The organism is Methylorubrum thiocyanatum (assembly GCA_014138645.1).
GTDB lineage: Bacteria > Pseudomonadota > Alphaproteobacteria > Rhizobiales > Beijerinckiaceae > Methylobacterium > Methylobacterium thiocyanatum.
This window is the reverse complement of record JACJIB010000005.1, coordinates 319,630-335,123: the sequence shown is the minus strand read 5'-3', so window position 1 is coordinate 335,123 and position 15,494 is coordinate 319,630. Positions and strand designations below refer to the sequence as shown.

At 67.2% G+C, this 15,494-nt stretch carries 13 protein-coding genes and 6 pseudogenes; 6 read left to right on the top strand and 13 right to left on the bottom strand.

The features are described from left to right. The first annotated feature begins 93 nt into the window (after positions 1-93). On the top strand, positions 94-1,245 hold the full coding sequence (locus HNR51_RS16030) for a TDT family transporter (RefSeq protein WP_182555598.1): 1,152 nt from the start codon (positions 94-96) through the stop codon (positions 1,243-1,245). A 25-nt stretch (positions 1,246-1,270) separates the two neighbouring features. Here the strand turns inward: HNR51_RS16030 and HNR51_RS16025 are convergent, their stop codons facing one another. Next, a complete protein-coding gene (locus tag HNR51_RS16025) occupies positions 1,271-2,368 on the bottom strand; it encodes a YeiH family protein (RefSeq protein WP_373325224.1) in 1,098 nt (365 codons plus the stop codon). Positions 2,369-2,937: 569 nt separating this feature from the next. On the opposite strand from HNR51_RS16025, the pseudogene HNR51_RS16020 reads away from it, so the two are divergent. After that, positions 2,938-3,102: pseudogene (locus tag HNR51_RS16020) on the top strand (transposase); the annotation flags it as partial. Positions 3,103-3,114: 12 nt separating this feature from the next. Here HNR51_RS16020 and HNR51_RS16015 read toward each other — a convergent pair. Beyond that, positions 3,115-3,381, bottom strand: a pseudogene (locus HNR51_RS16015) (integrase core domain-containing protein); the annotation flags it as partial. A 115-nt stretch (positions 3,382-3,496) separates the two neighbouring features. On the opposite strand from HNR51_RS16015, the pseudogene HNR51_RS16010 reads away from it, so the two are divergent. Next, a pseudogene (locus tag HNR51_RS16010) lies at positions 3,497-4,111 on the top strand (ISL3 family transposase); the annotation flags it as partial. 9 nt (positions 4,112-4,120) lie between these two features. Here HNR51_RS16010 and HNR51_RS16005 read toward each other — a convergent pair. Further along, positions 4,121-4,930, bottom strand: coding sequence for an IS5 family transposase (locus HNR51_RS16005; protein WP_141951469.1), 810 nt, complete (start codon positions 4,928-4,930; stop codon positions 4,121-4,123). Between the two features lie 48 nt (positions 4,931-4,978). Between HNR51_RS16005 and HNR51_RS16000 the strand changes: the two are divergent. Then, a pseudogene (locus tag HNR51_RS16000) lies at positions 4,979-5,742 on the top strand (transposase); the annotation flags it as partial. 339 nt (positions 5,743-6,081) lie between these two features. On the opposite strand, the pseudogene HNR51_RS15995 reads toward HNR51_RS16000, so the two are convergent. Beyond that, positions 6,082-6,165, bottom strand: a pseudogene (locus tag HNR51_RS15995) (IS5/IS1182 family transposase); the annotation flags it as partial. 99 nt (positions 6,166-6,264) lie between these two features. Here HNR51_RS15995 and HNR51_RS15990 point away from each other — a divergent pair. Then, positions 6,265-6,489, top strand: a complete 225-nt coding sequence (locus HNR51_RS15990; protein WP_182555596.1) for an SH3 domain-containing protein — start codon at positions 6,265-6,267, stop codon at positions 6,487-6,489. Between the two features lie 153 nt (positions 6,490-6,642). Further along, on the top strand, positions 6,643-7,128 hold the full coding sequence (locus HNR51_RS15985; RefSeq protein ID WP_182555595.1) for a DUF421 domain-containing protein: 486 nt from the start codon (positions 6,643-6,645) through the stop codon (positions 7,126-7,128). A gap of 259 nt (positions 7,129-7,387) precedes the next feature. On the opposite strand, the pseudogene HNR51_RS15980 reads toward HNR51_RS15985, so the two are convergent. From HNR51_RS15980 to HNR51_RS15945, 9 genes and pseudogenes are all read right to left on the bottom strand, one after another. Beyond that, positions 7,388-8,158 (bottom strand): annotated as a pseudogene (locus HNR51_RS15980) (SMP-30/gluconolactonase/LRE family protein); the annotation flags it as partial. Between the two features lie 21 nt (positions 8,159-8,179). Beyond that, positions 8,180-8,359, bottom strand: a complete 180-nt coding sequence (locus HNR51_RS26550; RefSeq protein ID WP_210280072.1) for a hypothetical protein — start codon at positions 8,357-8,359, stop codon at positions 8,180-8,182. A 17-nt stretch (positions 8,360-8,376) separates the two neighbouring features. Then, positions 8,377-8,826, bottom strand: coding sequence for a cupin domain-containing protein (locus tag HNR51_RS15975; protein ID WP_182555594.1), 450 nt, complete (start codon positions 8,824-8,826; stop codon positions 8,377-8,379). A gap of 61 nt (positions 8,827-8,887) precedes the next feature. Then, the gene (locus HNR51_RS15970) at positions 8,888-9,343 is read right to left on the bottom strand and encodes a cytochrome o ubiquinol oxidase subunit IV (RefSeq protein WP_210280071.1); all 456 of its coding nucleotides are present in this window, start codon (positions 9,341-9,343) and stop codon (positions 8,888-8,890) included. Continuing rightward, positions 9,340-9,966, bottom strand: a complete 627-nt coding sequence (locus HNR51_RS15965) for a cytochrome c oxidase subunit 3 (protein WP_182555593.1) — start codon at positions 9,964-9,966, stop codon at positions 9,340-9,342. Before HNR51_RS15965 ends, HNR51_RS15970 begins: the two co-directional genes overlap by 4 nt. Then, a complete protein-coding gene (locus tag HNR51_RS15960; protein ID WP_182555592.1) occupies positions 9,963-12,065 on the bottom strand; it encodes a cbb3-type cytochrome c oxidase subunit I in 2,103 nt (700 codons plus the stop codon). The genes HNR51_RS15965 and HNR51_RS15960 overlap by 4 nt, the downstream gene beginning before the upstream one ends. After that, a complete protein-coding gene (locus tag HNR51_RS15955) occupies positions 12,062-12,985 on the bottom strand; it encodes a COX aromatic rich motif-containing protein (protein WP_182555591.1) in 924 nt (307 codons plus the stop codon). Before HNR51_RS15955 ends, HNR51_RS15960 begins: the two co-directional genes overlap by 4 nt. 14 nt (positions 12,986-12,999) lie before the next feature. Next, positions 13,000-13,668 carry a DUF6629 family protein gene (locus HNR51_RS15950; RefSeq protein WP_182555590.1) on the bottom strand — a complete coding sequence of 223 codons (669 nt, stop codon included), beginning with the start codon at positions 13,666-13,668 and terminating at the stop codon, positions 13,000-13,002. 50 nt (positions 13,669-13,718) lie between these two features. Then, positions 13,719-15,482, bottom strand: coding sequence for a glycoside hydrolase family 15 protein (locus tag HNR51_RS15945; RefSeq protein WP_182555589.1), 1,764 nt, complete (start codon positions 15,480-15,482; stop codon positions 13,719-13,721). Between the last annotated feature and the right edge of the window lie 12 nt (positions 15,483-15,494).

Below are 15,494 nucleotides of genomic sequence, written 5' to 3'. Positions count from 1 at the left end.
CGCCGCGTGCGAGCCGCTTTCTATCGCGGGGGCGCGTGATGCGGGGTCGTGCTAGAGCCGGTGCGTCGACCCTCCGAAGCCCGAGAGCGCCCCGTGTCCGAATCCAGTCTGCTGGCGATCAGCACAGGCTTGAAGCCGCTCTCGCGACTCCAGCATCCCCGGGACGTGATCCGGCAATTCACGCCCAACTGGTTCACTGTGGTGATGGGCACAGGTGTGGTCGCCTTGGCCCTTGACCGTTTGCCGGCGACGCATGACCTGCTGGCCCCGGTCCCGCTTGGTCTCTGGCTCGCCTCCGTCCTGCTCTTCGTCACCTTCTGCCTGGTCTACGGCGCGCGCTGGATCTTCTTCTTCGACGGGGCCCGGCGGATTTTCGGCCACTCGACGGTGTCGATGTTTTTCGGGGCGATCCCGATGGCGCTGGCGACGCTGCTGAACGGGCTGCTGATCTTCGGTCCACCGTATCTCGGCAGCGAGACCGTCCGCATCGCCCTGCCGCTGTGGTGGATCGACGTGGTGCTCGCCATGATCTGCGCCGTGGCGATCCCCTATCTCATGTTCACCCGCCAGGAGCACCGCATCGACCAGATGACGGCCGTCTGGCTGCTGCCGGTGGTGACCGCCGAGGTCGTCGCCGTCTCCGGCGGCCTGCTCGCCCCGGCTCTGGTCGGCGAGAGCCAGCAGCTTGCCGTCATCGTCACGAGCTTCGTACTCTGGGGCGTCTCGGTCCCGCTGGCGCTGAGTATCCTGGCGATCCTGGTGCTACGCATGGCGCTCCACAACCTGCCGCCGCGGGAGATGGCCGCATCGAGCTGGCTCTCCCTCGGACCGCTCGGAACCGGGGCGCTCGGCCTGCTCGTGCTGGGGCAGGCCGGTGGCCCGATCCTCGCGGCGGGCGGCTTTCCCGCCGCGCCCGAGATCCTCCGGATCACGGGCCTGATCGGCGCGCTGATCCTCTGGGGCTACGGTGCCTGGTGGTTCCTGCTCTCGCTCGCCGTCACAGTGCGCTATCTGCGCGCCGGCGTTCCGTTCAACCTCGGCTGGTGGGGCTACATCTTCCCCCTCGGCGTCTATGCCCTGGCGACCCTCCGGATTGGCGAAGAGACGGAGCTGAGCGGGTTCGCCTGGCTCGGAGCAGGCCTCGTCGGCTTGCTGACGCTGCTCTGGCTGGTCGTGTCCGTGCGCACCCTACGCGGGGCCTATCGCGGCGAGCTCTTCGTCTCGCCCTGCCTCGCCGGGGCCTGAGTTGCCCTCGGCGTAGCCGACCGATTCAGGCTAGGCCGAGCACGCGGATCAGGCCGAGGCTGACGGCGCCGAGCGCGAGGAGCGAGGCGACCACCGCCAGGGTCACCCGCGCGCCGGCCTTGGCGACGCTGCGCACGTCGACGCCGAGGCCGAGCGCTGCCATCGAGACCACGGTCAGCACGTTCGCAGTCTCCGCCATCGGCGCGAGCGCAAGCTGCGGGATCATCCCGGCCGAGCGGAGACCTGCGAGCGCCAGGAAGGCGAGGATGAACCACGGCACCAGGCGGTGGATTGCGAGGCTGCCGCGAGTCGGGCGGTCGCCGGCGGTGACGGCGGGGGCAGCCTCGTCGGTCTCCTCGCGCAGCCGGCTCGCACCGAGCGAGAGCGCCAGAACAACCGGACCGAGCATCAGCACCCGGACAAGCTTCACCAGGGTTCCGACCTGAACGCTGAGCATCGCGACCGGCCCGGTCGCCGCGAGAACCTGGGGCACGGCGTAGACGGTGAGGCCGGCGAGCACCCCGTACTGCATCGGCGATAGGCCGAGCAGCGGCACCAACAGCGGCAGGCCGAGCACCACCAGCACGCCGAGCACTGCGGTGAAGGCGATGGAGGCGGCGACGTCCTCGCCGTCGGCACCGATCACCGGGGCCGTAGCGGCGATTGCCGAGTTGCCGCAGATCGAGTTGCCGCAGGCGACGAGGATCGCCATGCGCGGATGCAGGCCGAGCGCCCGGCCGATGCCGTAGCTCGACAGGATCGCGACCACGACGACGCCCGCGATGCCGAAGAGCAGGCCTGGACCGGCGGCGAGGATCGTCGCGAGGCTGAGCGACGCGCCGAGCAGCACCACCGCGATCTCCAGCACGGTCTTGGCCCCGAAGGCGATTCCGGGAAAGAAACGCTGCGACGGGGTCCAGACGGTGCGGATCGCGCTCCCGAGCAGGATCGCAAGCACCAGGGCTTCGAGCCAAGCGCGACCGAACAGGTGCGCCTCAACGGCCTCGAAGCTAATAGCGGCGGCTGTGACCGCCACGCAGAGGCCCAACCCCGGAAGGACGCGCTTGGCGTCGTTCAGAACGCGCATCGATCGAACGTGGGAGGATGGGCTTGGCGAGGACATGGGTGGCTCCGACTTGATGCCGAAGATTCCCACGTTTCGTTCGTTCGCCCCAATGGAATGAACAGATGTATTCAATCGATGAATGCGATAGAATACAGCCAAATGCCGGTCGGAGAACATCGGAAAACGATTGATTGCCGGCAGCTTCGGCCAGTGACGGCAATGGTGGCCGCTGGGAAAAAGCGCCGTACCACCCCCTGTCGACCATCCACCTCTTGTAACGCTCGACCGGACGATGGCCTATTCCGGTCAGCGCAGACTTGTCCAGACGACTGCGCCGACGCCGATCAAAAAACGCCGTCACCAGCCAGAGCAGCCTGAGGGACCGCCCGGATACCCCGAGGCTCCGCGCCACTTTGCGGTGACGACGCTCGAACACGCCAAATTACGCCATCTACTCGACTTTGGTATTGGCTGCGCGCCTCGGATCTGTCGTCATCGCGGTCTCCGGCGGCAGTGTCGGAGCGGATTCATGCATCGATCCCCCAGCCGCAATCGATGTGTCCTTGGCCAACTCTTAGAGCACCTAACAGAACGGCACGATGCGGTTGGTGTTGCATTGGTCGGGTATGGCTCGACCTCTGCTTCCCAACGATCTCTGGATCGAGTTTGCTCCGCTCCTGCCGCCGCCTCGGCCTCGCCCGAATGGCGGACGGCCTCCCATCGACAATCGGGCGGCACTGACCGGCATCCTGTTCGTGCTGCGCTCCGGCCTACCCTTAACCTTGCCCCCTGTTTGCCCCCGTTCATAACCAGAGTCCGTTCTGGTTCTGGTCCTGCTTGGACCGGGTTGCAAATGCATTCGGGGTGAGCCCGCCGAGGCGCGTGTGCGGGCGGCAGGTGTTATAGTCGACCCGCCACGCCTCGATGATGGTCCGGGCCGCCGGCAGGCTCCGGAACAGATGCTCGTTCAGGCACTCGTCGCGCAAGCGCACATTGATGCTTTCGACAAAACCGTACTGTTGCGGCTTGCCGGGGGCGATGTAGTGCCGTTCGACCGCACGCTCCTCCTGCCTGTGTTTCGGCGTGCAACTTTGGTTCATCCGCATTTTCGGTGCTGCGGGGTGATTCGGGCGTTGATCCGCGTGGTGGCCCGAGGACAGCGCGATGCCGATCTCAAACCCGTCGATGCCGTCGGTCCCGGACGGCCTGCACGTCGAGGATCTGACACTGGACGGAACGGCGCTGTTGATCACCGCCCGGACCACGGCGGCCCAGGCCTCCTGTCGGGTCTGCGAGCGTGCTTCGACGCGAGTGCACAGCACGTATTGGCGGACGTTCAAGGATCTGCCCTGGCAGGATCGGGCGGTAACGTGGCGGGGACAGGTGCGCCGCTTCCGCTGCAGCCATTGCCCGGGGCGGATTTTCGCCGAACGCGTGCCGGGGTTGGGCGCGCGCAAGGCGCGCCGCAGCGACCGGTTGGCCGAAGCGCAGACCGACATCGGCATGGTGCTCGGCGGTGAGCCCGGCGCAAGATTATCACGGCGGTTGGCCATGCCGGTCAGCGGCGACACCGTGCTGCGCCTGATCCGCCGTCGCGGGATCGTGCTGTCCGCGCCGCCGCGGGTGGTCGGCATCGACGACTGGGCTTGGCGGCGCGGCCGGTCCTACGGCACCATCGTGTGCGACCTGGAACGGCGGCGCGTCATCGACCTGTTGCCCGGCCGCTCGTCGGCACCGGTGCGGGACTGGCTCACCGCCCATCCGAGCGTGACTATCGTCAGCCGCGACCGCTCTGGACCCTAGAGGCTGTTATGAACTGGCTGCGAGTAGAGCGGCCTTTTTGAGCATGATGCAGACGAAGGCGACGATGTGGAGGTCAGCCAGCGTGCTGGCATAGCGCTCGTAGTCTTTGACGAGCCGGCGGAAGCGGGTGGCCCAGGCAAAGGAGCGTTCCACGACCCAGCGCTTGGGCAGCAGTACGAAGCCGCGCTTGGCCTCCGGCAGCTTCACGACCTCCAGTTCGATGCCGTGCCTGCGCGCGGCTGTGGCTGGCTTCTCGCCCGTGTAGCCCTGATCCACGAACGCGATCTCGACGTGATCGTCGGTGGCCGCCTGCACAGCCTTGGTCAGACGCTCGACCTGGGCGCGGTCATCGGCGTTGGCCGGCGTGACATGCAGGGCCAGGAGGTGGCCGAGCGTGTCCACCGCCATATGCAGCTTCGAGCCCTGCTTGCGCTTGGCCCCATCGTAGCCGGCCCGCTCGCCGCTCTCGGGCGTCGCCCGCAGCGTTCGGCTGTCGAGGATGGCCGCCGACGGCTCCGCCTTGCGCCCGGCCGCCAGGCGCAGCACGGCGCGAAGGTCCTCGGCCAGTTGCTCGAAGCAGCCCGCCTGCAGCCAGCGTTGCGCCTGCTGGTAGACGGCCGCCCAGGGCGGCAGGTCGTGGGGCATCCAGCGCCACGGCGCGCCCGTCTTCACCACGTAGCGCAGCCCGTTGAACACCTCCCGCAACGGATGCGCGCGCTGGCCAGCGTCCTCGCGGACCAGCGTCAGATACGGGGCGACCAATGCCCACTCATCATCGGACACATCAGACGGGTAGGCTTTCCGGGACAGGCTCATCGCCCATCATCTGAGCCTCACAGCTGACAGGTCCATAACAGCCTCTAGGCCGAGGCCGCGCGCACGGGAGCGCCGACGGCGACGCAGGTCGCGGATCGCTGGCACCTGCTCGTCAACGCGTCGGAGGCGTTGCGCGGCATCGTCGAACGGCACCAGTCCGAGATCCGCGACGTAGCGCACCGAGGCGCGCAGGATCGCTCTGCCTCCCCGGTCCCGACGGAGACCGCACCCACGCCGGAGGTGAACAGCCAGCGATGCGATCGCTGCGAAGCGGCCCTGTGCCTCCACGGCAAAGGTCTGCCGACCAAAGAGATTGCTCGCCGGATCGGCGCCTCCCGCAACACCGTACGCCGCTGGGTCCGAGCGGGCCGGTTCATGTCCTACCGCCGCGCACCGGGCTCAAGCCGGCTCGACCGCCATCTCCCCTTCGTCGAGGCCCGCTGGCAAGAAGGCCAGCGCAGCGCCACCGTCCTTCACCGCGAGCTGGACGCGCAGGGCTTTACCGGCAGCTACGACATCGTCCGGCGTTGGGTCGCGCGACGGAGGCAGGGTGCATTGCCGCGACCACCGTTCGCCCGGATACCTCGACACGCCGCATCACCTGGTGGCTGGAGGCTGCAGCCGCGACCGATCTCGGCGGCTTCGTCACCGGGCTCCGGCAGGACGAGGCTGCCGTACGCGCGGCCATCGTCGAGCCCTGGAGCAACGGCCCCGTCGAGGGACAGGTCAACCGTCTCAAACTGATCAAGCGGAGCATGTACGGCCGCGCGAAGTTCGATCTTCTGCGCCAGCATGTCCTACAGGCCGCCTGAGGTCGACCCGTAAAGCTTGGCCGCACGGGGGCCCGCCAGCACCGAAAGTGCAGATGAACCAATGTTCAACGCTGTTTGACACCCTCGCGCATTCCCGAGGAGGCCGTCTTCGAGTTCGGCGATGTCGCGGTCGATCTTGCTGGCCTGACGGACGACGAGATCCGGCATTGGACGACAGCGCATATCGATCGGCAGGTCGTGGCCTCACACCGGCACGGCGTCGGGCTGGCCTGACGCGGAGACAGCACCATGGCTGAGGAGACCGACAGCAGCCCGACCCGGCGCCGCATGAGATCGCAGCGCAACGATGCGCACGCGATCGAGCGCGAGAGCCGAGATCACCCGCTCCTTGCCGCGCACATCCGTCGGCAGAAGCGGCTCGATCACCGCCCACTCCGCATCCGTCAGGTCAAACCGCGCCATCCAGATCCTCCGTCTCCAGAGGGCTAACGACACCACGCCTTACACGTGCCAGACTTTATGGGTTCGCGACCTAGAGAGGCGCGGCGCGACAGCGCTTGCGTGCTCGATGAGGTGCGCCCGGCCGAGCCGCTCCACGTGTTTTCCTGCGAAGGGCAGTGGTGCCGGGTGCGTTTCGGCGAGGCGGAGGGCTACGTGCGCGCGATCGTCGTGCGTGGGCTGAACGCCGAGGTCAAAGCGGGCGCGTCAGAGCGCGACTGCTTCAGCGCCTCCCAGCCGGGCGGCGCAAAATGGCAGACCGAGCGTTTTTGCCAGTCCTCGCGGTGAGAGAGTTGTAGGTACGGAGGGGGGCCCGCAGCCAGCATGACTGGTGCCGGGAGATGCGCGGCGGACATTCTTTGCCCGGGTGGGTTCCGCTAAGGCGCAGCCGTGTCCGATCCTCCGGCCCGGAGCGCGACGAACTCGAAAGATGATTATCTCTTGGAGCTGATCGACGCCGTCTTCGGGCGCACCCACGACTTAAACGGCTGGCAGGAATGCGCCCGCGGCGCGCTGATCTTCGGCTACGGCCTGCTGCTGGTGCGTGTTGCCGGCCGACGCGTCTTCGGCAAGTGGTCGGCGCTCGACATCGTTGTGTCGATCATCCTCGGCTCGTCGCTGAGCCGGGCGCTGACGGGCAGCGCACCGCTCTTCGGCACGATGGCGGCCTGTGCGCTCGTCGTGTTCCTGCACTGGCTGTGTGCGCAGGCCGCGGCCCGCTCGCCGACGCTGGCCAAACTGTTCGAGGGAGCGGCCCTGCCGCTGGCGCGCGACGGCAGGCTGCTTGAGGAGGCTCGGCTGCGCCATTCGGTGAGCCCGGCCGATCTCGACGAAGCGCTCCGGCAGGCGAAGGTCGAGCATGTCGCCGATACCAAGGTGATCGTGCTCGAACCGAGCGGCACGATCAGCGTCCAGGCGCGCGGCTGACTTGGCCGACCGTTGCGACTTCGCCCCAGGTGTCCCCATTAAGGCAGAGACCGGCGTCCTCTGACCGCGTTCGGGGAGCCGAAACGGGAGCGCTGACCGGGCTTGCCCTGCTATATCCTCCATCATGCGCATGCGCAGGTTGAACAGCACGACGAGCGTGCCGCCGACCATGAGCAGGACGATGAAGGTGGAGAACACAATCAGCTGAAGGGCGTCGCGGGCCGACCGCTTGAGGTCGCAGTGGAGGAAGCGGCGGGTTTCAGGTGATGAGATCAAGCGCGAGCAAGTACGAGGTGGCAGCGACGAACAGACGGCTACCCTCGGCGTGGAAGGCGCAGTTCGATGCCACCTCCGGCGTCGGGATGAAGCCAAGCCGCACCCCGTCCGGGGCATAGACGTGGATGCCGTCGCCGGCCGTACTCCAGACCCAGCCACGGGCGTCCACCGCGAAGCCATCCGGGTAGCCATGATCGGTACGGCAGAACAGGCGGCCGTTCGACAGCGCACCGTCCGCGGCGACGTCGAACAGCTGGATCTCGTGCGTGTCGCGAGCGTGCCCTCCGACGATCTCGCCGAGTGAGCGCGCCGTGTCGGACACGTACAACGTCCGTCCGTTGGGGGAGAAGAACAGCCCATTGGGCTCGTCGAAGTCCGCCATGCGCCGCAGTGCGCCATCGCGGGGGTCGAAGCGGTAGACGCTGCGGTGATCGAGTTCCGGCTCGACGAGGCTGCCCTGGTTCGGCATCAAGATGCCGAAGGTCGGATCGGTGAACCAGATTGCTCCATCTGCAGCCACTGTCACATCGTTGGGCGAATTGAGCCGCTTGCCTTCATAGTGCGTGACGATCGGCTCCGGCACGCCGTTCCCGTTTGAGCGGCTGATGCAGCGCCGGCCGTGCTCGCAGTGGACCAAGCTCCCGTCCGGGCAGAGTGCGTTGCCGTTCATGAACTGCGTGTTGTCGATGGCGACCTCGACGCGCCCGTCCGGGTACCACGCGAGCAGGCGCCGATTCGGCACGTCCGACCAGACGAGACGGTCGCGAGGGGTATCTCAGACCGGGCCCTCTCCGTGCAAGGTGAAGGTGTAGAGCACCTCCCATCCGGCATCGGGCGCAAGGACCGTCTCGAGCCGGACATCGTGTACCTCAACGCCGGTGAACGCATCGATCGTCCCGGACGGTCCAGGTCTGCGCAGCAGGCGGCCGGAACGGAGAGGATCGTCGTGCGCCATCGTATTGTCCTTCGCAGTCAGCGGAAACGACCGGGCCGGTCGACCGTCGGCGCGACGTCGAGACCGGTGACGATCATCGTGCAGGGCGCCTCGCCTATCGTTCCGGAGAGATGTCCCTTCTTGCCGTCGCGCTCCTTCGTGTTCTGATCCTCGCCCATCATCAGTTCGCCCGGCCCCATCTCGACGCGGGTTCCGTCCATAGTCTCGACGAACCAGCGTCCAGACAGGATCGCGATCCATTGCGGCTTCGGGTTCTCGTGCCACTCCCCGACCCAGCCGACGGGCAACACCGTGAAGGTCACGGCCGCCTTGCTCGACTCCTGCTTGTCATTCCATTGCGGTTCGACATCGGGTCCGACGCCCTGGAACTTGAACGCGGATAACGTACACTTCTTCTGACGGCTCATCCCTTCGGCGTCGGTATAGACGTGCCAGTACTCCATTGTGGGTGCGGTCTTATCAGACATGGCTGCCCTCTTGTGCTGTGCTGCTGTGCAGCCTAGATTCATGTTGACGGATCTATCTGCCCTACATCATCCGCATACGAAGATTGAACAGTACGACGAGGGTGCCGCCAACCATGAGAAGGACGATGAGGGTGGAAAACAGGATCAGCTGAAGGTCGTCGCGGGCCGAGCGCTTCAGGTCAACATGCAAGAAGCAGCGAAAATGCACCAGCGCCTGGACCAGTGCGAGCCCAAGCACGACGCCGAGGGCGGTCCCGACGGCGGCCCAGCGCCAATAGACCAGCGCGAAGGCGAAGCAGGTCAGCGCGAGGGCCAGCACGTAGCCGATCGCGTAGGTCGCGAGGTCGACCCGCCTGGAATGGGTGTTGTCCGGTGTGCGCCCTCGCGCTACGGAAAGATGTCCATCGTTCATTGGCCGTTGCTCCTGCCCGAGAATCAGGTTGAAGGCACCGAGCAGGGCGGCGGCCCCGAGGGCCTTGGCCAGCACGGCGGCCCTGGTCTCGCCTCCCGTCCTCATCGCAGCACCCCCTGCAGGTAGACGACGGAGAAGATCCCGATCCAGACGATGTCGAGGAAGTGCCAGAACAGACCGAGCCGCAGCAGGTTGAGCTTGACCCGGTCGTCGGGTCCGAAGGTTGCGATCTGCGCGAGCATCACCACGATCCATAGGCAGCCGATAGTGACGTGCAGCCCGTGCGTCGGCACCAACGCGAAGAAGGCCGAGAGAAAACCGCTGCGGTCGGGCGTGGCGTCCTTCGAGGCCATCGTCGCGAAATCGTTCAGCTCGAAGCCGAGGAAGGCGATCCCGAGCGTCAAGCTCACGCAGAGCCAAACGACCAGGCCGGTGCGGGTGCGGTCGTATTTCATCGCAATCGCCGCAAGCCCGAAGGTCAGGCTCGAGGTCAGCAGGATCAGGGTCTCGACGAAGGCCGGGCCGATCTCGAACACGTCCTGCGGCCCCGGCGCGCCGGCGGTGGCAGCGAGCTGCGTGCCGTAGACAGCGAAGAGCAGCGCGAACAGCACCGCGTCGCTCATCAGGAAGATCCAGAACCCGTAGAGGCTGGACTCGGCCTCGCCCGGTTCGAGTGTGTCGGCCCCGGTGAGGTTCAGCCCGACATGTCGAAGTTGCGGCCCGCTCATGCCGGCACCGGCGCCGGAAAGGGCTCCGCAAGGCCGACGTTCTGCGGGGTCTCCTCGAGCCGCCGGGGGATCGGCCGCGCGCGCTCCACCTCGGCGAGCCAGCGCCGTTCGCGCGCCTCGACCTCGGCCGCCGGGACGATCCTGTGGGTGTCGCGCACGAAGCTGCGTGCGATCACCGCGACCCACGCGAACACGAGGCCGAGGATTGCCATCCACCAGATGTGCCAGACGAGCCCGAAGGCGCAGATCGCGCCGGCAAAGCCGACGATCGGGCCGATCCAGCTGTTTTTCGGCACAGCGATGTCGTCGTAGCGCTCGGCCGCGCGATAGGTGCTCTCCTCCGCCTTGCGCCAGTAGAACACGTCGCGCCGGTCAACATGGGGGATCGTCGCGAAGTTGTATTCCGGCGGCGGCGCGGGGATCGACCATTCCAGGCTGCGCGCGTCCCACGGGTCGCCGACCGGCACGCGGTTCGCCTCACGGTTTCGCACGCTGACGAAGAGCTGCACGAACAGCGTGGCGAGCCCGGCGAGCAGGAGGAAGGCGCCGAGGACCGCGACGATCAGCCAGGGCCGGTAGTCCGGCTCGAACAGGGCCTGGCTCCGCCGCGCCATGCCGCCGAGCCCGAGCACGTAGAGCGGCATGAAGGCGAGGTAGAAGCCAGCCACCCAGCAGACGAAGGAGATCTTGCCCCAGCGCTCGTCGAGGCGGAAACCAAAGGCCTTGGGGAACCAGTACATATAGCCGGCGATCATGCCGTAGAGCAGGCCGGGAATGAGCACGTTGTGGAAGTGCGCGACGAGGAAGACGGTGTTGTGGACAACGTAGTCGATCGGCGGCACGGCGAGCATGATGCCGGACAAGCCGCCGAGGACGAAGGTTACGAGGAAGGCGAGCGAGAACAGCATCGGCGCGGTGAAGCGCACCTCGCCGCGGAACATCGTCCAGATCCAGTCGTAGATCTTCACTCCTGTCGGCACCGCGATCGTCATCGTGGCGATGCCGAAGACGGCGTTGACGTCGGCGCTCTGGCCCATCGTGAAGAAGTGGTGCAGCCAAACCGTGAAGGAAAGCACGCCGATCGCCATGGTCGCGAGCACGAGCGAGATGTAGCCGTAAAGCTCCTTCGACGAGAACGCCGAGATCACCTCCGAATAAACGCCGAAAGCTGGCAGGATGAGGATATAGACCTCCGGATGGCCGAACAGCCAGAAGAGGTTCACGTAGTTCATCATGTTGCCGCCGAGGTCGTTCGTGAAGAAGTGGAAATCGGCGTAGCGATCGAGAGCCAGCAGCGCGGTGGCCAGCGTCAGCGGCGGCATCGCGAAGATCATCAGCACCGAGGTACAGAGTGCCGTCCAGCAGAATAGCGGCATGCGCATCAGGTGCATCCCCGGGCAGCGCTTCTTGTAGATTGTCGTTGCGAAGTTGAGGCCCGAGAGGGTGGTGCCGAGCGAGGACAGCGTGACCGCCCAGATCCAGTAATCCGGGCCGACGCCGGGCTGGAACGCCTTTCCGGTATAGGGCGGGTAGCCCGACCATCCGCCGGTGGAGAAGTCGCCGACGGCGAGCGAGACCATGACGAGGCCGGCCCCGCCCGCGGTCAGCATCAGGCTGATCGAGTTGAGCAGCGGGAAGGCGACGTCGCGGGTGCCGATCTGGAGGGGCACGACGTAGTTGATCAGCCCCGTCAGGAACGGCATCGCCATGAAGAAGATCATGATGGTGCCGTGCGTGCTGAACAGCTGAGCGAAGTGCTCCGGCGCGACGATGCCCGGCGCGTTGATGGCGAGCGACTGCTGGGTCCGCATCAGCACCGCCTCGATCAGCGCGCGGGTGAACATCACCGCGGCGATGACGACGTACATGATGCCGATCTTCTTGTGGTCGAGGCTGGTCAGCCAGTCGAGGAACAGCGGCCGCCACCACCGCATCCAGGTCAGCAGGACGACCATGGCGATCCCGCCGATCACCACCATCGCGCCGGCTCCGGCACCGATGAACTCGCTGAGCGTCGGGTGGTCCCAGGCGCGCACGAAGGGCAGAGCCTTGGCGTCGAGCCGTCCGAGGAGCCAGTACCAGAGGTCGTCGCCGCTCATTGCTTGGCTTCCTTGTGGGCGGCGTGCGCGCCTGCATCGTCGAGCGCGAGGATCGATTTGAAGAGCTTCGGCGCGACCGATCCGAATTGGCTGGGCTGCGCCTGCACGGAACGGGCGGAGAGCGTCTTGTAGGCGTCCATGTCCAGGGTCTTGCCGCTCCTCTTCGCCCGCGCGAGCCAGGCGCGGTAGCCGTCCTCGCTCTCGGCCAGCACTGGGAACTTTTGATTCTGGAAGCCCATGCCGTTGAACTGCGTGTTCTCGCCGCGGAAGCGGCCGGACTTATGCGCCGCGAGATTGAGCTGCGTGGTCATCCCGGCCATCGCGTAGATTTGCCCGGCGAGCTGGGGGATGAAGAACGACTGCATCACGGTGCCGCTGGTCAGGCTGAGATGCACCGGGCGGCCCGCCGGGAAGACGAGCTCGTCGACGCTGGCGACCCCTTCCTCGGGGTAGATGAACAGCCACTTCCAATCGAGCGCCACCACCTGCACCTCGACGGGCGACGCATCGGCGGCGAGCGGCTTGTAAGGATCAAGCCGGTGCGTGCCGCGCCACAGGAATACAGCCAGAACGACGACGATGATCGCTGGCGGGATCCAGATGAAGCCTTCGAGCGGCCAGTTGAAGCCCCATTGCGGCCGGTAGGCACTCTTGGTGTTCGACAGGCGGTAGTGCCAGGCGAAGATCGGCGTCAGCACGAGGACCGGACCGGCGACGAAGATCAGGATGACGCAGACGGTGTAGAACAGGCTGCGCGTCTCGTCGGCGACCGGCCCGGCCGCGCCGAGAAAGCCATGATCGAGCACGCCGCAGCCGCCGAGCGGCAGCAGGCCGAGCGCGCCGAGGGCGACCGCGACCGCCCTGGTGCGTCCCGGCCATGCCGCCGCCGCGGCAGGGCGGCGCCCTGCGGTCCGACTCATCGGTCGAGCGCCGGTCATGCGGTGAGCGCCCGCGAGTTCGGGTCGCGAAGGTCGATGTGGCCCTTGTGGAACTGCCAGAAGATCAGCACGCTCAGGACCGCAGCATAATGGCACCACACCGAGGTGAAGGCGTAGCCCCGCACGATCAGGGTCACGGCGACGCCCACGAAATTCAGGATACCGAACCCCATGACGACGCGATGCCAGGACAGCACCAGGGCGCCGCAGGTCGCCAGCACGTAGGCGGCTGCCACGGACAGCCACGAGGTCGCGGCGTTGTCGTAGACGATCGAGTGATGCTCGACCCGCGCCGTGGTCGGGAAGGCGATGACGCCGTAGAGGGTATAGACACACAGCGCTCCGCCGACCGCGGTCAACCCGCCGATCAGCAGACGCCGCCGCCCCGGCGGCTCCATCAGATAGACCGCGAGCGGCATCAGCAGCGGCAGCACGCCTTGCGCGTAGAGCACGAACAGGAACACGAAATGGTCCCGCGCCTCCGGACGGATGCGCCCGTCGAGCCCAAGCCAGACGAAGCCTTCCGTGAGCTGGTGCAGGGCGAACAGCAGCGGCGTCGCTGCGAACAGCACGGCCGGCACCGCGCTGACCTTTCGCAGGGTGGCGAGGCCGACGAGGCCGATCGCACCCGCCGCCACGAAATTGGCTTCCGCCGAAAAACACATTGCGTCCCGTTCCCCCTCGTCACCGGTCCACCGCGCCGCCGCGAATGCCATCAGCCGCCGCCGCGGCTGAGCACCGGCCCAGACAGGCCGAGCGCCGTGTTGACGACGGCGAGATGCGTCAGCGCCTGCGGGTAATTGCCGGTCAGCTCTTTGGCCGGCACGTCGTACTCCTCCGACAAGAGGCCGACATCGTTGGCCACGCCCAGTACGCGCTCCAGATAGGCCGCGGCCTCGTCCTGCCTGCCCTGCAGACGCAGGCAATCGGCCATCCAGAGCGAGCAGGGCAGGAAGGCGCCCTCGTCCGCACCGTTGCCCTTGGCGCGGGTGCGCCGGATAAAGCCGCTCTGGTCGAGCTCCGTGCCGATCCGCGCGATGGTGGCGGCCATGCGCGGATCGTCGGCGGGCAGAAAGCCGACGAGCGGTAGGAGCAGCAGGCTCGCATCGAGCGCGTGGCTGCCGTAGCTCTGCGTGAACGTGCCGAGACCCGCGTTCCAGCCGTCGCGGCAGACCTCGCCGCGCACGTGTTCGCGCAAAGCCTCCAGGCGCCCGCGCGTCGCGTCGTCGAGGCGGGCGTGGGCGAGCGTTCGGTCGAAACCGACCCAGCACATCGCCTTGGAATAGGTGTATTGCCGCGGCTGCCCGCGCGATTCCCACACGCCAGAGCCGCGCCGGTGCCAGACCTTTTCCAGATGGGCGACGATGCGGGCCTCCATCGCCTCCTGATGCGCGCTGGCGAGTATTCCGGCGCGACGGGCGAGCGCGAGCGTGTCGAGCACCTCGCCGTAGACGTCGATCTGGACCTGCGTCGAGGCGGCGTTGCCGATGCGCACCGGCCGGGCCTCGCGGTAGCCCGGCAGCGCGTCGACGGTCCATTCGTCGAGGTGGCGCGAGCCGTCGACGCGGTACATGATCCGCATCTCGTCCGGCGCGCCGGCGATGGCGCGGAGCAGCCAGTCGCGCCAGGCGGTCGCCTCGTCGGTGAAGCCCGCGTTGATGAAGGCGCCGAGCGTGAAGGTCGCGTCGCGCAGCCAGGAATAGCGGTAGTCCCAGTTCATGTCGCCGGCCGGCGCCTCGGGCAGGCTGGTGGTCGGCGCGGCGATCAACCCGCCCGAACGCTGGTGGACCATCGCCTTGAGGGTCAGGAGCGAGCGCTTGACGGCCTCGGGCCAGCGCGTGCGCGAGGCGTCGAAGCTGCCGATCCAGTCCTCCCAGTGGGCGATCGTGCCGTCCAGCGCGGCCTGCGCGTCGATCGGCTCGGGCTCCGGGTCCCAGGAAGCGGTGCAGGTTAGCACGAAGGCGTGGCGCTCGCCCTCGCGCAGGGTGAAGCCGGCCGCCAGCGTTCCGTCGCGGACGGTCACTGGCACCGGAGCCCGCAGGATCACCCGATGCTGGCCGACCGTCGCGACCGCGCCATCGTCCCGCGGCTCGCACCACGGCGGCAGCGCCCCGTAATCGAAGCGAAGCCTCAGATCGCAATCCATCGCGACCGCACCCGAGAGGCCCTCGACGATCCGCACCAGATTGGAATGGCGCCCGCGGATCGGCATGAAGTCGGTGAGGCGGACCGACCCGGCCTGGCCGTGAAATTCGGTCTCCAGGACTAGCGTGTCGCCGCGATAGCGCCGCCGCACCTCGCCGACCTCCGCCGGTGCGAGAAGCCAGCGGCCGTTCTCGACGTCGCCGAGCAGCGCGCTCAGGCAGGCGTCTGAGTCGAAATCCGGCCAGCACAGCCAGTCGATCGACCCGTCGCGGGCGACGAGCGCGGCGGTCTGACCGTCGCCGATCAGGGCGTAGCTCTCGATCGGCTTGCTCATCGGTCCGTCCTG